Consider the following 16,759-nt stretch of genomic DNA (forward strand, 5'->3'; position numbering starts at 1 on the left):
GCCGAACGTCGCAACCGAATCTAGCGGCCGATCGGGTCCGAACCACCCACGTCGAGTGCCTCCGCCAGCTGCAACCGCCCGGAGACGCCGAGCTTGCGGTAGGTCCCGCACAGCACGCCCTCGACGGTGTCCGCGGGCATGAGCAACATCGCCGCGATCTCCTCGTTGGAACGCCCGCGTGCGGCCAGGGCAGCGATCTGGTGCTCGGTCGGCGTCAGCGCGGTGGGCCCGGTCTGTCGCATCCGCCGCGGCGCGAAACCGGTCGCCACCAGCTCGGAGTGCGCCCGCGCGGCCATCGCCGCCGAGCCGCACTTCTGGGACAGGTCCAGCGCCTCACGCAGGCACGCGCGCGCAGCAGTGGTGTCGCCCTGACGGCGCATCACCACGCCGAGGTCGACCAACGCGCGGGCCAGCTCCAGGCGGGCGGGGGAGGTCCGCAACACCCGCACGGCCTCTTCCAGCAGCGTCCTCCCGGCCGTTCCGGCGGTCACCCGCCCGGCGGCCCGCAGCGCCATGCCCAACGCGCGCGGCGCGCCCCAGACGCGGGCCAGCGCGACCTCCTCGTCGGCGAACCGGCGGGCGAGTTCGCCGTCACCCACCGCCGCGTAGGCCAGCGCGGCGCCGGACCGCCACGCGAGCGGCGCGGGGTTGCGATAGGGCCAGGCCTCGCAGTGCCGGCCGGCGGCGAGAAACGACTCCAGTGCCTCTCGGTCTTCGCCCCGCGCGGTCAGGATTCGGCCGCGGACGGTCAGAAGGCCGCCGTACGACCACGTTCGGCGCGCGTCCTCGGTCGAGGCCTCCGCGATCAGCACGTCGGCCTCGTCCAGGCGGCCCTCTTCGAGCAGGACGTCGGCGAGCAGCGCGGCTTGCCACGTCGAGACCGCGTGCCAGCGCCGGTCCTGCCGCAGGTGGTCGTCGGCCAGGGTCAGCTCGGCGCGGGCGGAGAGGAGATCTCCCTTGCGGCGCTGGACGTTCGCGCGCATCACGCACGTCAGCGCTCGCAGCGCCGGTGCCTGCGCGCGGTCGACCTCGTCCAGCACGGCCAGTGCCTCGTCCAGCTGGTCGGCCAGGTTCAGGGTCATCGCGGAGGCCAGCGACGACATGGCGCTGTCGGTGGACAGCCGCCGCACCGCGTCGGCCGTGCTGATGTCACCGACCATCACGTGGTGCAGCACCCCGGCCGGGGTGTCGAGGGAGACCGTCGACGGCACGGCTTCCTGCCACGCCAGGCCGTGCATCGCCAGATGCGCCTGCGCCCACGGCGAGCCGGTCGACCGCAGCACGGCCGTCAGCTCCGCGGGCTTTCCGTCGGCGTGCAGGGCGTAGGACAGGGCCACGGCGGATTCCACGTCGTCCACATCAGACTGGAGTGCTTCCCGCAGCCGGGCCGTCGCGCCGGGCAGGTTGCCGACCAGTTCGGCGACTCCCAGCAGCCGCAGGGCTCGCGACGGGTTCGCCACCGGTTCCCGCAACGCCCGCCACAGCAGCCGTGCGGCGAGAGGCGTGTCGCCCCGGTTCACCGCTTCCTGCGCGGCCCGGTCCAGCACCTCGCCCGCCCACGGTTCGAGTCCCGGCGAGGTCTCCAGCAACTGCTCGGCCACGACCCGGTCCGACGCGCCATGCGCGCGCAACGACTGTGCGGCCCGAAGATGCAGGGCGGCTCGCGGGCCGGCGGGCATGTCGTCGAGCACCGCGGGGCCGGTCACGCCGAGCAGCTCCACGGTGCGCACGGCTTCCGCCAGCTCGACGGGGCTGAGCCCGGTCAGCTCGGCCAGGACGCCGGGATGCGGGGCCGGCCCGAGCACCGCCGTGCAGTGCGCCACCGTGACGACCGCGGCCGGTCGGCGCCGCAGCCGGGCCACCACGACCTCGCCGGAGACCTCCGCGCCGCGTTGCGTGACTCGCCACGCGGTTTCGGCGGTCGGCGGCACCCCGTCCTCGGCCAGCGCTGCGATCAAACGCGTCGTGAGCAGCGGGTTTCCGCGCGTCACCGTCTGGCACTCGGCCACGAACTCGGGGGCGGGCGGCGCGCCGAGCGCGGCCGCCAGCAGGTCGGCGGTGTCGGACGCGGTCAGGTTGTCCAGCACCACCCGGCGGCACACCGCCATGATCTCGCCGTAGGACGGGTCGTCGCAGCGCTCGTCGGTGCCCACGGTCAGCACGAGGGCGATCGGCAGGCCCTGCACCCGCAACGCCAGGTAGGCGAACCAGCGCAGCGACGCCGCGTCGGCCCAGTGCGCGTCGTCCACGACGATGAGCAGCCCTGTCGTGCCCGCCAGGGTGGTGGCCAGCCGGTACACGCGGTGCAGCACGGCGAAATCGGCTGGCTGGCCGGGGTCGATCGTGTCGAAGAGCTGGGCAACGATCCCGAACGGCAGATCGCAGTCCAACGCACTGCCGCGCGCTCGCACGACGTGCCGGCCACCGGCTTCCCAGCGTGCGGCGAGGTCGTCCAGCGCGGCGGTCTTGCCGGTGCCGGGAGCGCCTTCCACGACCGTGGTCGTGCCCGCCGTCACCTGGTCGCTGATTCCGGCACACCACGCTTTTAGCCGGTTTTCCAAGATCTCTCCACAATCCGTGGGTGAAAGGATCAGCAGGAATTGATGCTACTGAAAGAGCGCCACTTGCTCAGGTAAAGGTAGATACGCTATGGGCGTCTCAACAGGGTGGCGGCCCGTATGATCCGCCGGGCAACTACTCGAATGGGTAGCGGCAGCTGGTGAGCAGCTTCACATGGTCATCCCAACGGCCTAGGGATGCTGCCTCGGGGCTGGTCGCGGCGCGGGTCGTTGTGGTATTGCAGCGGTTGTTCTCCGTCGCCGCGGAGCGAAAGGAAAATGTGTGTCGGGGAATCGGGACGGGGTGTTCCGCGGCCGCGAGGGAGAACGTGAGCTCCTGAGCGGGATGCTGGATGCGGGCACCGGCGTGGTCTTGGTGGACGGCGCGGCGGGCACCGGCAAGACGCGGTTGCTGGCCGAGATCGCCGTTGTCGCCGCACGCCGTGGTTTCGAGGTCGCGACGGCGCAGGACGAACTGGAACAGCCTTTCTTGCTGGCCCGTCTGGCCGAACGCGAACCGGACGGTCCGACGCTCGTCGTGCTGGATGATCTTCACCTCGCCGAGCCCGCGACGCTGGCCGCGTTACGCGCATTGCTACCCGCCTCCACCCACGAGAAGGTCGTCTGGCTGCTCGCTCGTCGCCGCGGCGAGGGTTCGGATCGCTTGTTCGCGGCCGCGGCCGCCCGCGGCGCATTGCGCATCGAGCTGCGGCCGTTGCCGGACAGCGTGGTCGCCGAGCTCGTCGCCGATCTCGCCGGCGGAATTCCCGATCATGATCTTCGAGCGCTGGCGTCGACCGCGCAAGGAAATCCCGCGGCGTTGAACAGTCTTTTCCACGCCCTTCGCGAAGACGGTCAGATCGAGGTCGCCGCCGAGCACGCCTCGTTGCGCACCGACCGTTCGCCCCGCTGGACCGAGGCGCTGCTGCGCGACCGCTTCACTTCGTTGAGCGGCAAGGCGAGGCACCTGTTGCAGGTCGCTTCCGTGCTCGGGCCGCGGTTCGAACCCGGTGACCTCGCGGAGATGCTGGCGTCCAGCACGGCGATCCTGTTGCCCGCCATGGACGAGGTCATCGGCGCCGGCGTGGTGACGTCGCTGGAGGATCGGCTGGCGTTCCGGCACGAGCTGCTCTGGCGGCTGGTCGCGGACTCGGTGCCGCCACCCGTGCGCCGCGCGCTGCACCGCGAGGCCGGCGAGATGTTGCTGGGACGCGGGGATTCCGCGGTCACGGCCGCCCAGCACCTGTTGCACGGCGCCCAGCGCGGTGACGTGCGGTCGATCGACGGACTGGCCACGGCGGCGAAAGCCGTGCTGTGGAACGCACCGGACGCCGCGGCCGAACTCGCGGTGCGCGCGCTCGAGCTGACCGACCAGGCATCGTCCTCACTGGTGTACCGCACGGTCATGGCGGTGCGGGCACTGGTCGCGGCCGGAAAGATCACGGCGGCCCAGGCGTTGGCGCAGGATGCCTTGTCCCGTCAGGTTTCCCCGGTGCCCGCGGCGAAACTGCGGCACTGCGTCGCCACGACGATGCTGCTGGGCGCGCAGCACGCCGAGTCGGTGGAGATCTCCGAAGCGCTGCTGGCGGAACCGGACCTGTCGTCCGAACTCGCGCCGTGGGTGGAGATCACCAGGATGATGGCGTTGCTCGGCCACGATCGCCGCCGCGCGGAAGAGGTGGCCGAGACGGTCGTGCGCACCCACCACGGCGCACCGGACGACGTGCTGGCCACCGCGCTGGCGGTGCTGGCGGCGATCGCCCGTGACACCGGACAGCCCGGCGCGGCTCTGGACCTGGCGCGGGAGGCCGCCCAGTCCGTCACGTCCCACGACCTCGGTGCGTATCCGCAGCTGTTGCTGGCCACGATCTTCTCAGGTCTGCGCGAGTTCGGCGACGCCGACAGCGTGGTGCGGCGGGTGCGCAGCGGACCGTCCGCGGTGGTCACGAAACAGGCCATGACCGCGGTCGTGCAGGCGCGGATCCTGTTGCAGGCAGGGCGAATCGAGGAAGCCGCCATCGAGGCGCGCGGGGCACTGGCGACCTCGGAGGAGACCGGGCACGTGGCGTTGCTGGCACCGGCGCTGGCCGTGCTGGCGATGGTCGCGATCCACACCGGTGACCTGCCCGCCGCGACCGAGCACGTCGAGCGCTACCGCGGCCACGTCCCGGTCGACGGCATCATCTTCTCGCGCGCCTACTACCAGTGGGTCGACGTGCTGGTCTCGTACGTCGGGCTGGGGCTGGACAAGGCACTCGCGCTGCTCACCGACGAGTATCCGGGGCTGGTGTCGTCGGGGTTGTTCGCGGAGGAACCCCGCGCGGCCGGGTGGTTCGTGCGCCGGGCCGTGGAGGCGGGGGACGAACGGCTGGCCAAGGCCGTCGTGGATCGCGTCGAGCGGCTGGCCGAGGAGCACCCCGAATTCCGCGCGGTGGCGGCTGCCGCCTTGCACGCGCGGGGTATCTACGACGGCGATGCCGCGTTGCTGGAGCTGGCCTCCCAGCAGCACCGCGACCTGTGGGCGCGGGCGAACGCGGCCGAGGACCTCGGTGTGCTGCTGACCGGGGCGACCGATCGGGCGGCGTCGGTGAAGGCGCTGGAGAACGCGCTCGGGCTGTACCGGGAGATCGGCGCCTCACGGGACAGCGCGCGGGTGCTGGGACGGTTGCGCAAGCTCGGCCGGCGGCGGAGGGCGGCGCCGGTGCGTCCCGCGTCCGGATGGTCCAGTTTGGACGACACCGAACGGGCGATCGCGAACCTGGTCGCCAAGGGGCAGACGAACCGGCAGATCTCCACTCAGCTCTTCATGTCGCCGCACACGGTGAACTTCCACCTGCGCAAGATCTTCCGGAAGCTCGGGATCAGTTCTCGCGTCGAACTGGTCATGAGGTCCAGGGACGATCAGTGAGCGTCGGGTCAGTTCTCGCGTCGGGCCGGCGTTCCAGGTGACGGAGTCGCGGGACGGCTGATAGCAGCGGTGGATCGCTTGGCCTGCCTGCGCAGTTGCAGGATGCGGGCCGCGCCCACGATCGCGACGAGGAGCGCTCCGCCGATCGCCCCGAACAGCAGGGCAACGCCGAGCGGAAGGCTGAACTCGCCCCACAGGAAGTGGATGGTCGCGTTGCCGCCGTTCTGCAGGATGAAGACGAGCAGGAAGATCAGCACGACGATCGCGACCAGCACGGCGATCCAGGTACCGCTGATCCGGGTGGGCCGCAGCTTCTTCGGTGCGGCGCTGCTGGTCGGAGCGGTCGGGATCGGCTCGGTGACCGGCGTCTTCGGGGTCTCGTCGTTCGGGTTCGCCACGATCCACATTATCGGCGTCCTGGCGTGATCCCGCGCGCTGGCAAAAGGGTTACATGCGGCGCAGGCCTGCCAGAACGCGTTCGAGCAGCGCCAGGTTGGGCTTGTCGCCCGGCTCGTGCACGGCGACCAGGCCGAGCGTGATCAGGTCGCTCAGCAGCACCCGCGTGACACCCAGCGGGATCTTCATGAGCGCGGAGATCTCGGCGACCGACCGCGGCTGCAGGCACAGCCGCATCATCGCCGCCTGGTCGTTGTTCGCGCGGTACAGCTTGTCCTCATCCGTGGAGAGGAGCGTTTCCAGGCGCAGGTCGTGACGGGCCGCCGTGCGGCCGCCAGTGCGGGCGTACGGACGGACCAACGCGCTGTCACGCGCGCTGGGAGCCTGCGGTCGTTCTTCTTCCTGCATCGGCCACTCCGGAGGCGGTTCCGGCGGGCGTTGGCGCAACGGTTGCTGACGAGGCAGTTGCTGCGTCTCCGCACCGTTCGACTCTTCTGATCGTTCGGCGCGTAGTCGTCTACGGGTCGCCGGGGACCCGAAACGCGCCCCCGTGTAACCGATTTCCGTCGCTTCCTCGTCGTGCACGTGCCCAAGCTATAACGAAGACGGCCAAATGTATGTCGATCACGTTGCCTTTTTGTCACCCAGATCGAATCTGACCTGGATTGCAGTCCCCGACGACGTCGTTTGGGTGCGCACGAGGTCGGCCAAACGGTTGACCAGCAACAGACCGCGACCGCCTGGATCGTTTGCGTGAACGGGCGTGCGTCCGGCCAGCACATCGGTGATGTGACCGTTGTCGTTGACTTGGCAAACAATGCTCTGGTTGTCCGTCCACACCCGAACCGTGCTCTCGCCGCCGCCGTGCCGGACGCTGTTCGTCGCCAGCTCGGTGACGGCGAGCGCGAAGTCGTCGACTCTGTCGGCCCCCAGCCCGAACTTGACGGCCTGCTCACGCGCGAACGCCCGCACCGCCGCCATCGCGCCGGCGCCGGCCGACGTGCTCGCCGCGTCCACCGGTGCGGGCAGCGGCAGCGAGTGCGCCGCGACGACGACCCGTGCGGGGTGGAAGTGGTCGCTGGGACGGTGGCCGCTCGCGTCGATCACGACCGGGTGGGTCTTCTCGGCGTCGGCGAGGACGTCGTGGCTGAGGTTCACGGTGTCGTAGGGGCAGAGAATGCTGAGGTCACGGCCGCTGAAGGCGTAGTTGACCAACGCCTCGTGCAGCGCGCACGCGGGGTACTCGACAGCGGTGCGGTGGTCCCACACCGGTTCGCTGATGATCCGCACGGGCCCGCGGTGCCGGTCGGCGAACGCGCGGAGCTCGGGGATGATCCGGCCGGGGTTGCGGCCGGTGTCCGCCATGTCGATGAAGGTGACGAGGTGGGAGAAGCCGCTCAGCGCCTCCTTGAGAAGCACCAGGTTCCGGCTGGGCACCGCCACGGTGACCGGTTCGGCGTTCGCCAGACCCTCGACCACGAACGGAACGGTTCCGTCGATGTAGGAGTCCTCATCGGAGTAGAACAGCGCCGGATGCGCGAACGTCATCGTGCCACCTCTCGGTCAACGCCCCAGGGTGCGCACTGCGGGCGAAGCTCAAACCATCATTTCTTGACCCTGACACCGTGTCAGCCCCTACACAGGAGCAGTCATGTTCACCATCGGAGACTTCGCCCATCTGGGGCGCGTGTCGGTGCGGATGCTGCGCCACTACGACGCGGTCGGGTTGCTGCCACCGGCGCAGGTCGACCCGTCCACCGGCTACCGCTTCTACACCGCCGCCCAGCTGCACCGGCTCAACCGCCTGGTCGCGTTGAAAGACCTCGGTCTCACGCTCGACCAGGTGAAGGTCGTGCTCGACGAGAAACTTTCCGTCGAGCAGTTGCACGGCATGCTTTCGTTGCGGCGTGCCGAGCTTCGTCAGCAGATTCTTGCGGACGAGTCGCGGCTGCGGCGGGTTGAGGCACGTCTCCGCGCTATTGAAACGGAAGGCGCCATGCCTACTGATGACGTTGTTGTGAAGCCTGTTCCGTCCGTCCGCGTCGCGCGGTTGTCGGATGTCGCCGCTTCCTACGGGCCGGAGGACATCGGTCCGATCATCCAGCCGCTGTACCCGGAACTCTTGGCGCGCTTGGAACGTGCCGGGGTCGCCATCGCCGGGTACGGCATCGCCACCTACGAACCTGTTGAGGGCGACAAGGTGCGTGTGCACGCCGGAGTCACGGTGGCTGTTGAGCCTTCTGCGGCCTACGACTTCGAGGTGTTGTCGTTGCCTGCGCTGGCGGAGGCGGCGACGATCGTGCATCGCGGGGCTATGGATGATGTCGATCGCACCTATCAGGCTGTGGCGGCTTGGATTGAGGCTAACGGGTATCGGCAGAACGGGTTCGCTCGTGAGGTCTACCTGAACTACGGGGATGGGGACCCGGCTGACTGGGTCACCGAGTTGCAGTTGGAGATCGTCAAGCCCTGAGTTCGGCGCGCACGACATTGGCGTCGGGGTGGTTGAGGCGTTCGTAGATCTCGGCTGCGAGCAGCCATGCTCCACGGGCGCTTTCCGCGTTTCCCGCACTGCGATGAGCACCACCCAGGCGGGTCAGGGTGCCTGCTTCGTAGAACTGGTTGCCGAGTTGCCGCCAGAGCACGAGTGCTTGTTCGTAGTGCGTGATCGCCTCGCGGTGATAGCCGAGGCGGTGGAGGGCGAAGGCCAAGCTGTCCACCGCACTCGCTTCACCTTGGTGGTCTGGAATGGACAGTTCGCGGAACAGCCGGATTGCTTCTCGGCCGAGTGTCAGGGCTTCCTCGTATCGGCCGAGTTCGGCATTGCATCTCACCAATGTGTGGAGGGATCGGGCCTCGCCGTTCCGGTTGCCGGCTTTCTGGAACTGCGTCCGCGCGATCTCGGCGTGAGCAAGTGCCTCCTCGTAGCTCTTGGTGATCTGCAACAGCATGCTCAGGCCCCGGTGCGTTCGAGCCATGCCTTCGATGTCGTCCAGAGCCTCGTTGATCTCCAGCGCCCTGCGGTAGTGCATCATCGCCTGCTGATGTCTTCCAAGAGACGTGAGCGCGCGGCCCAGGTAACGGAACGTTCTGCCGATGGTCTGCTGATCGCCTTTCTCGATTGCGGACTCCAGAGCGACGGAGAGCGCCTGATCGTTGTCCATCCAGTGGCTGTGTCGTTCGAAATAGGTGACAAGACTCCACGGCAACAGCCACGCATGCGCGTGAAATCCCTCGTCGCGAGCCTGCCGGACGGTGGCTAGCAGGACGGTGTGCTCCGCCGTGAACCAGGCGACTGCGGCCTGGTAGCTCGTAGGTGCGGCGACTGCAGTGCCGGGTGCCGGAGACGGGAGCTCTATCACCTCCCGGTAGGCGTAGACGAGTCGCTCGGCCGCCCAACTGGAGTGGACGTAGTGGTCGAACAGCCGACGCAGTGCTGAGGTGCGGCCGGCGTTGTCGCCCGCGTCCGCCTGCTCGCCTGCGTACAAGCGCAGCAGGTCGTGCATCCGGAACCGGCGCGGCACGTGTTCCTCGACGAGGTGTGCCGCTGCGAGCCGGCCGAGCCTCCTGCGTGCCTCCTGCACCGGCACGCCGAAGAGGCTGGCCGCGCCGAGATCACTGATGTCAGGGCCGAGATGCAGGCCGAGCAGCCGGAACGCCGCCTGATCCGCTGAGGCCAAGGCTCGGTATGACCACGAGAAGACCGCGCGGAGGTCCAGATCTACCTCGCCGAGATCGAGTGCGTCCAGGAATCCGTTCTCGTCGCCCAGTTCCTCGACGAGTTCCGCGAGCCGCGCACCGGGATGGTTCGCCACTCGTGCGGCCGCGATGCTCAACGCCAGCGGCAGGCGAGCACATCGGCCGACGAGTTCGATCGCGTTCTCGGGTTCCTCGGCGACTCGGGCGCGGCCGACCCGCCTCTCCAGCAGCGCAAGCGAGTCATCAGCGGTGAGCAGGCCCAGTGAGTGGGAATGCGCGCCCTCCCGCGCGCCCAGGCTGTCCAGCCGGTTCCTGCTGGTGACCAGTACGACGCAGCCGGGACCGCCGGGTAGTAGCGGACGCACGTGTTCGGTGTCTCTGGCGTTGTCGAGTACCACCAGCAGGTGACGTTCGTTCATCAGGCTGCGGTACAAGCCGGCTCTTGCATCGGGGTCGGTCGGCACGATCTCGGGGCCGACACCGAGCGATGTGAGAAAGCTGTGCAACGCCTGCGAACACGTCATCGGTTCCTGTGCGCCGAAGCCGCGCAGATCGATATAGAGCTGGCCGTCGGGAAATCGGTGCTTGGAGCGATGAGCCCAGCTGAGTGCCAGGGCGGTCTTGCCGATACCCGCGGCGCCGCTGAGGACGGTGATCGTGACCGCGCCCTGGTCCACTGTCGTGTGTTCGTCCAGCCAGTCAAGCTCGTTCGTCCGGCCGACGAACGCGGATGTGTGTGCGGGCAGTTGGGTCGGGACGACGCGTGAGCTGCTGCGATCCACGAGCGTGATGTCACCGTGGATGTCACGGGCTTGGACGATCGACCCGCCCACCACGGCGGACGTGCTGTTGCGCGTCTTGCCCTCGCGATGGCGCGGTGGCTCATCGTCCATCAAGCCAGTGTGTCGCACCTGGTGTGCGGATCCACCGGCCAACTGGGCGGTTGCGACGGCCGGGTCGCCGGGCGCTGAGTGCGACGCCTTGCGGCGAGCCGGCACATGCCCTCCTTCGTCGGGCGTGCGCCGGAACGGATTTCTGTGGTTGCGTTGCGAAGGTGGTTGCGGGCGTGGTCCGTTTGCTTAGTTCGGGTGCCGATTGCGTTTGTGGTAGCTAGTGGTTGCGTGTCTAGAGAGAAGAACACGCACGAGTCCTATGGCGGGCTTGACCTGCGCGTTCACCTGATCGTGTGGCGGTGTTTGGTAATTCGATCTTGGGGGACGTAATAGGCTCGTGATGTGGAAGTCATCGAGTTTCTGGACGCTCTGGCGTATCACGATAAACAGATTGCCTATCATCAAGCGCAGCTGATGCGCACCCTCGCCGATTACGCCATCGCGTGTGAGGGTGAAGAATTCTTTGATGCCGAGATCGCGGCGGCGATGCGGTGGACCTCACGCTGGACCGCGGATCAGGTGGCGATGGCCCTGGACCTCGCCAGCAAGCTGCCTTCGACGTTGGATGCCTTGGAGAAGGGTGAGATCGACCTCTACAAGGCGCGCGTGTTGTACGACAAGACGATGCCACTGACCGCGGACTTGGCGGCGCAGGTCGAGGAGCGGGTGCTGGCGAAGGCGCCGGATCTGACCAGTGCGCAGATGCGTCAGCTCACCAACCGCGTGGTCATGCGGGTCGATCCGGAGGGGCAGAGGGAGCGGGCCGAGCAGCGCAAAGCCCAGCGCTGCATGGGAATCGACGCGCTCGAGGATGACGTGGCGCGGGTGTGGGCGTTCCTGCCCGCGCACCTGGCCACGGCCTGCTACGCCCGTGTTGATGCGATCGCTCGTCAGGTGAAGACGCCGTCTGATCCTCGGACGTTGGACCAGATCCGGGCCGACGTGTTCGCGGACCTGCTGCTGGCCACGCCGGACGGGGCCAGCGCGGTGAAGGTCGAGCTGTACGTGGCTATTTCGGCCGCGACGGTGATGGGTCTGTCCGAGCAGCCCGGTGAACTCGCCGGCTACGGCCCGATCACCGCCGACCTGGCCCGCGAGCTCGCCGGAGACTCGACGTGGCGGCGGTTGCTGACCGAGCCGGTGACCGGTGCGGCGTTGGAGTTCGGCACCAGCACCTACCGCCCTCCCGCCGCACTGCGAAGGTTCATCTGGGCCCGCGACCGCACCTGCCGCCACCCAGGCTGCATGCGCCCGGCCCAGAAGTCCGAACTGGACCACACCGAACCGTTCCCACTCGGCAATACCTCCGAAGCCAACATGGGCCCCTTCTGCAAACAACACCACCGCGTCAAACACCGCACCGCCTGGGAAGTCACCCAGCCGACACCCGGCACGTTCTGCTTCCGCAGCCCGGCCGGCAAGACCTACCGGCGCGACCCCGAACCGGTGCTCGGCGACCTGCCGCCGTTCTAGTGGTCGTCCTGGTGGATGCGGCGGTGCAGCGATTCCATCCGCTCGTCCAGCTGGGCCGCGATCATCGCCGAGGACTTCAGCTCGTCCACGAAGTCCGCGGGTGGGCTGTCGTCGTACTTGTAGAACAGCTTGTGCTCCAACGTCGCCCAGAAGTCCATGGCGATGGTGCGGAGCTGCACCTCGACCTTCACGTGCTCGACCCGATCCGAGAGGAACACCGGGATCTGCACGATGAGGTGCAGGCTGCGGTACCCGTTCGGCTTCGGGGAGGCGACGTAGTCCTTGGTGCGCAGGATCTCCACGTCGTGCTGGCGGGCGAGCATCGCGGACACCCGGTACACGTCCGAGACGAACGGGCAGATCACGCGTACGCCCGCGATGTCGTCCAGGAAGTCGCCGATGCGCTCGACGTCGAGCGGCAAGCCCTTGCGCCGCAGCTTCTCCAGGATGCCTTCTGGTTTCTTGACGCGGTTCGTGATGTGTTCGATCGGGTCGTGCTGATGGACGTAGTCGAACTCCTCGCTGAGGATCCGGAGCTTCGTCATCAGCTCCTCGATCGCGAACTTGTAGACGAGCAACCGCCGTTCGAGGTCGCGAAGCAAGCTGAGGTCGTCGGCCAAGTCGGTCACAACACCAGGGTACTGATCACGATGACTCCACCTCGCAGCGGTCACGCAGAGCTACCCCAAAGGGGTGGCCATGGCCCAGGCGTTACGTTCGGTCAGCTTTTGCCTTCGTGGGCGACGTGGTCAGCTGCGCCAGCCAGTCGTCGTTCTGGCGGGCGATCACCTGTTCGCAGCCCGTCACGAACGCGTCCTGCGCCGCCGGTTCCGGCTGGTCGGGCAGCGTGCGCTGCAGGTCCTCCAGGTCGATCACGGTGCGGCGGTACCTGGCGACCAGGCGGTCGTAGCCCGCCTGCGCGATGTGTGCGGTCACGGCGCCGGCGATGGTCGTGAGCAGGCCCGCCCACACCGCCAGCTGGTAGCCCTGCACGGCGCCGACTGCGGCCAGTGCGGCGGCCATGCCCTGGAAGACGTACTCGGCCATGCGCAGTCGTTGCAGGGTGCGTTGCAGGCGTTTGGCGGTCGCGCGGTGGTAGGTGATCTGTTCGCGCACCCGGTTGTCCACATAGGAGCGGAGGTCGTAGATCAACGGGGTGCTAGTGGCCAGCTCGTGCATCTTCTCGTGGCGTTCGATGCGGTCGATGTTCTGCTTGAGCAGCAGCACTGCTCTGGGATCGCGGTACGGGGCCGCGCCGGCGAGGTACTTGCACACCTCGGCCTTCACCTGCTCGGCGATCATCCTGGCGTACGTCCACCGCTCGCGCTCCGCCGGTTCCTTGACGGCGCGGAACCAGATGCCGGCCACGACCAGGGCGGCGGTGAGCACGGCTACCGCGATGCTGGTGACGGGCAGCCACATCGGGTTGAACTGGGCGGCGGCCACGGTGAGGACGGCGCTGCCCGCGAGTGTGCCGAGCACGCCCATCCGGTAGCGCAGCGCGCGTTCCTTGTAGTGGTCGGCTGTTCGTGACCACGCCTCGTTCTTGCCCCACATCGCGCGGGCCGTGGCCTCGTCCACCGGTGGTCGCGCGGCGGGTTTCGGTGCTGTGAGTGGTTCGTTCCTGGCTGACGCGATGCCCTGTCCGGCCAGCCAGCGGCGGCTGACCGCGGTGTCGAAACCGGTGTATCCCTTGGCGCGCTGGGCTTGTACGAGAGTGGCCACGAACGGGTCCGGTGCGGTCGCCCTGTCCTCGATCCAGGCGCAGATCTGCTCGTGCCACGCGTTGCCGTCGAGGTGCCCGGCCAGCTCGTGGAACCGCAGGAGTCGTTGCGGCAACGGGCCGTCGCCGTGCACCAGGTCGAGCATCGCGGGTTCCGGCCAGATGATCTGGTTCAAGCGCGGCTCCGGGGTGTGCGGTAGCTCGATGACGGTGGTCGGGGTGTCGTCGACCTCGACCTCCACGTCGTTCGTGGCTGCCGGCACGAACACCGGGACGTCGACCCGTGCCTGGTGGAGCTGGGCGAGCAGCTCCTCGGCCCGTTTGGTGGCCCAGTCGGTCGGGCGGGGCTCCTCGCGGACGTCGACCCGGATCCTGCCGTCCTGGACGCCGAGGTCCTGGACCGGCCGGGCCGGCAGGAAGATCAGCCGCGGCAGGTTCGGCTGGTGTGCGTCGTTCTGCTCGTAGGTCGAGAACGTCCACTCGCGGTCCGGCAGCAGGGTGCGCAGCGCCCACACCACGGACAGCTCCTGCCCGGCCGGTACGCCGATCACGCTGTACGTGCTGCTGGGCCTCGCCACCGCCAGCGCGAGGATCGGCACGAGCAGCGGGTCGTCCAGCTCCGGCGGCCGGGTGGCGAGATCGAACTCCTCGATCTCCACGTCCGGCAACCGGTTGCTGATGGGCCGCTCGCCTAGCCACTTCAGCCAGCACGTCGCCATCGCGGGCACCAGCGCGGCAACGGTGTTCCGCTCGCCCACCAGCGCGTGCGCGACGTTGCGGCCGACATCGCCTGGACGGGCCGATCGCCGCAGCAGCGCGGCGGTGCCGTCGGGGAACGAGAGGTGGCTGAACGACGAGCTGGGTGCGGCCGCTCCGCCGGTCTCGTTCAGCAACCGGGTGTGCGGGCGCAGCTTCTCGTTCCAGCCGTCCCACGCCTTCGAGTCGTGACTGGGGAACGACGCCGCCACCAGCGCCATGCCCTTGACCTCGCTCACCGCGAAGAGCAACTGGTCCAGCCGCTTCATCTGCCCACCTCCGCGGCCTGCGGGTGCTCGATCAGCCCGCACATGGCCAGCAGCGCGAGCAACGGCCGCAGCACGCGGGCCGGCCGGACCCCGCGCGGGAACAGGCTGTTGCCGTCGGCCTCGGCACCCGTGGCCGACACGACGTGCAACGTGCTGCGGTGGAACCGTTCGAAGACGTCCAGCATCGGCCGGGCCTCGTACCTGTCGAGGAACGCGTACACGTCTCTGCTCTCCGCCCGGAACGCGGCCGCGTCCACCGGGTCGCGCAGGTCGTCGCGCCGGATCCAGTGGTCGACCGGGTGCTGGTAGCGCAGCTCGTCGGCCTTGGTCAGCACCACCGCGACCGGTAGGTCCTTCAAGTCGTCGCGCCGCGCCATGCGTTGCAGCGCACCGGCGAACGCCGGGTTGCTGTCGAGCTCCCTGGCGCCGAGCAGGGCCGGCAGAGCGCTCTGCGGATCGTCCACGAACATCAGGGCGGACGCGCCGAGCACGAACTGGCCGCCCAGCGAGTGCGGCCCCGACTGCACGAAGTCCTCACCGGCCACGTCGAAGAACACGATCGGCCGGGCCGTTCCCTCCGCGGTGCGCACCAGCAGGTAGGTGGTGAAGTCCTCCTTGAGCTCCTTCGTGGCGAACAACTGGTTGCCACGCATCAGCTGCTCGATCTCGCGCTGGAACGCCGCGTGCTTCAGCTCGTCGGCCGGTTCGAAGGTCAGCCCGTGATGGCGAAGGTCGCCGCGCAACGCCTCGTGGATCATCGCGGTCAGCAGGTGGGTCTTGCCGGACATGTGCCTGCCCACCAGGCCGATCACGATCGGATCGCCGTGGTCGCGGTGCGAGACCGGCAGGTAGTGCTCGCTGTTCTCCTTGCTGGGGTTGGGGCACTTCACGTAGCAGCGGGCTCGCCGGTCCTTGCGGGTGACCGGGTTGTTGAAACCGGAGAGGTCGGCCTTCGTCCAGCGGGCGCCGTTGCTGTCGACCGTCCACCGGTACAGCTCGTCCTCCCGCCACGTGAAGAACTGGAGGCAGATCGGGCACTGCACGCGCGGGTTGTCGGATGTCGTCACGAGAACATCGCCACCAGGGTCGCGATCGTCGCCACGGCCAGGAAGAACACCACTGCCAGCGGCACCAGCGGTAGCTGCCTGGGCTTCGGCGTCACGCGCGGTGCCGGCCGCGGCACGGTCGGCCGCAGGACGGTGTGCGCCAACGGTTTCGGTGGGCGCAGCTCGTCGAACCGGTCGTAGCCGGGCCGCATCGCCGCCGTGACGTCCACCGGCTTGGGCAGCGGAACCCGGTCGTTCAGCCGTTGCAGCACCTGCGCTGCCGTCGGGCGGTGCCGCGGATCCGGCTCGAACACCCCGCGCAGCAACGACGCCAGCACTTCCGGCTGTGAGGCCAGGTCGGGGGTGTCGCCGAGCTCGACGTGCTTGCCGGTGAACAGCTCGTAAACGACCCGGCCGGCGGCGCGCACGTCGTGGCCGGGATGTGCCGCGGTTCCGTTGCGGGACAAGCGTTGTGTCTCTCCCGTGTGGACCGCGTGCTCGAGGTCGACCAGCTGGGTCGTCGCGCCGTCCCAGCACAGCGAGGACAGGCCGACCGAGCCGTGCACCAGGTCCACCGCGTCGAGCTGGGCCAGCGCTCGGAAGAGCCCGATCATGAACCGGCGGCGTTCGTCGATCAGCAACGTCCGCAGCCCGCCGTCGACGCACTTGCCGGCCGGAGGTTCCAGCAGCAGGAACGGATCCGCGGAGTCGAAGTCGTAGCCGACGATCCGCGGCAGCTCCGGCACCGGCTCGGGGTAGCGGGCGTGCAGGCGGGTCAGTGCGCGGATCTCGTTGTCCAGCAGCACTTCTGCGAGCGCCTGGTCGGCCGGGGTGGTGGGCAGCGACTTGCGCACCAGGGTGCGGCCGTCGTCGGTTTGGACGTGCCCGGAGTCGGTGACCCGCACCAGCCAGGACGCGTCGCGGCCGGCCGGATCACGCCCGGTGAGCGTGCTGTAGTCCGTGGTGGTCAACTGAGATCTCCTTGAGCATGCACTTCGTGTGAGACGTGGCGCGCGCTGTGTGTCACCGGGGGTCTCC

12 protein-coding genes are annotated in these 16,759 nt (G+C 68.7%); 3 read left to right on the top strand and 9 right to left on the bottom strand.

Translation table 11 applies throughout. From position 1 onward, the window contains the following. Nucleotides 1–20: 20 nt before the first annotated feature. Complete coding sequence (locus ACIA8G_RS30235; RefSeq protein WP_396422080.1) at nucleotides 21–2,561, bottom strand: AAA family ATPase; 2,541 nt, start codon at nucleotides 2,559–2,561, stop codon at nucleotides 21–23. A 280-nt stretch (nucleotides 2,562–2,841) separates the two neighbouring features. Here ACIA8G_RS30235 and ACIA8G_RS30240 point away from each other — a divergent pair, with 280 nt between their 5' ends. Further along, nucleotides 2,842–5,466, top strand: coding sequence for a LuxR C-terminal-related transcriptional regulator (locus ACIA8G_RS30240; RefSeq protein ID WP_396422081.1), 2,625 nt, complete (start codon nucleotides 2,842–2,844; stop codon nucleotides 5,464–5,466). A gap of 8 nt (nucleotides 5,467–5,474) precedes the next feature. Here the strand turns inward: ACIA8G_RS30240 and ACIA8G_RS30245 are convergent, their stop codons facing one another. The 3 genes from ACIA8G_RS30245 to ACIA8G_RS30255 form a co-directional block, all read right to left on the bottom strand. After that, nucleotides 5,475–5,864, bottom strand: coding sequence for a lipopolysaccharide assembly protein LapA domain-containing protein (locus ACIA8G_RS30245; protein ID WP_396422082.1), 390 nt, complete (start codon nucleotides 5,862–5,864; stop codon nucleotides 5,475–5,477). Nucleotides 5,865–5,913: 49 nt separating this feature from the next. Continuing rightward, nucleotides 5,914–6,270, bottom strand: coding sequence for a DUF742 domain-containing protein (locus ACIA8G_RS30250; RefSeq protein ID WP_396422083.1), 357 nt, complete (start codon nucleotides 6,268–6,270; stop codon nucleotides 5,914–5,916). A gap of 216 nt (nucleotides 6,271–6,486) precedes the next feature. Next, nucleotides 6,487–7,410: an anti-sigma factor RsbA family regulatory protein gene (locus tag ACIA8G_RS30255; protein WP_396422084.1), complete on the bottom strand. Its 924-nt coding sequence runs from the start codon at nucleotides 7,408–7,410 to the stop codon at nucleotides 6,487–6,489. A gap of 103 nt (nucleotides 7,411–7,513) precedes the next feature. Between ACIA8G_RS30255 and ACIA8G_RS30260 the strand changes: the two genes are divergently transcribed. Next, complete coding sequence (locus ACIA8G_RS30260; protein ID WP_396422085.1) at nucleotides 7,514–8,335, top strand: MerR family transcriptional regulator; 822 nt, start codon at nucleotides 7,514–7,516, stop codon at nucleotides 8,333–8,335. Here ACIA8G_RS30260 and ACIA8G_RS30265 read toward each other — a convergent pair. After that, entirely contained in the window at nucleotides 8,325–10,454 is a 2,130-nt protein-coding gene (locus tag ACIA8G_RS30265; protein ID WP_396422086.1) for an ATP-binding protein, read from the bottom strand. The genes ACIA8G_RS30260 and ACIA8G_RS30265 overlap by 11 nt on opposite strands. Before the next feature lie 342 nt (nucleotides 10,455–10,796). On the opposite strand from ACIA8G_RS30265, the gene ACIA8G_RS30270 reads away from it, so the two are divergent. After that, nucleotides 10,797–11,927, top strand: coding sequence for a DUF222 domain-containing protein (locus tag ACIA8G_RS30270; protein WP_396422087.1), 1,131 nt, complete (start codon nucleotides 10,797–10,799; stop codon nucleotides 11,925–11,927). On the opposite strand, the gene ACIA8G_RS30275 is transcribed toward ACIA8G_RS30270, so the two are convergent. From ACIA8G_RS30275 to ACIA8G_RS30290, 4 genes are all read right to left on the bottom strand, one after another. Next, a complete protein-coding gene (locus ACIA8G_RS30275) occupies nucleotides 11,924–12,556 on the bottom strand; it encodes a GTP pyrophosphokinase family protein (RefSeq protein ID WP_396422088.1) in 633 nt (210 codons plus the stop codon). The genes ACIA8G_RS30270 and ACIA8G_RS30275 overlap by 4 nt on opposite strands. 82 nt (nucleotides 12,557–12,638) lie before the next feature. Next, the gene (locus tag ACIA8G_RS30280; RefSeq protein WP_396422089.1) at nucleotides 12,639–14,675 is read right to left on the bottom strand and encodes a DUF4231 domain-containing protein; all 2,037 of its coding nucleotides are present in this window, start codon (nucleotides 14,673–14,675) and stop codon (nucleotides 12,639–12,641) included. Further along, nucleotides 14,672–15,742, bottom strand: coding sequence for a hypothetical protein (locus ACIA8G_RS30285; RefSeq protein WP_396422090.1), 1,071 nt, complete (start codon nucleotides 15,740–15,742; stop codon nucleotides 14,672–14,674). Before ACIA8G_RS30285 ends, ACIA8G_RS30280 begins: the two co-directional genes overlap by 4 nt. After that, a complete protein-coding gene (locus ACIA8G_RS30290) occupies nucleotides 15,739–16,692 on the bottom strand; it encodes a hypothetical protein (RefSeq protein ID WP_396422091.1) in 954 nt (317 codons plus the stop codon). Before ACIA8G_RS30290 ends, ACIA8G_RS30285 begins: the two co-directional genes overlap by 4 nt. Between the last annotated feature and the right edge of the window lie 67 nt (nucleotides 16,693–16,759).

It is taken from the genome of Lentzea sp. NPDC051213, assembly GCF_044455585.1.
Lineage (GTDB): Bacteria > Actinomycetota > Actinomycetes > Mycobacteriales > Pseudonocardiaceae > Lentzea.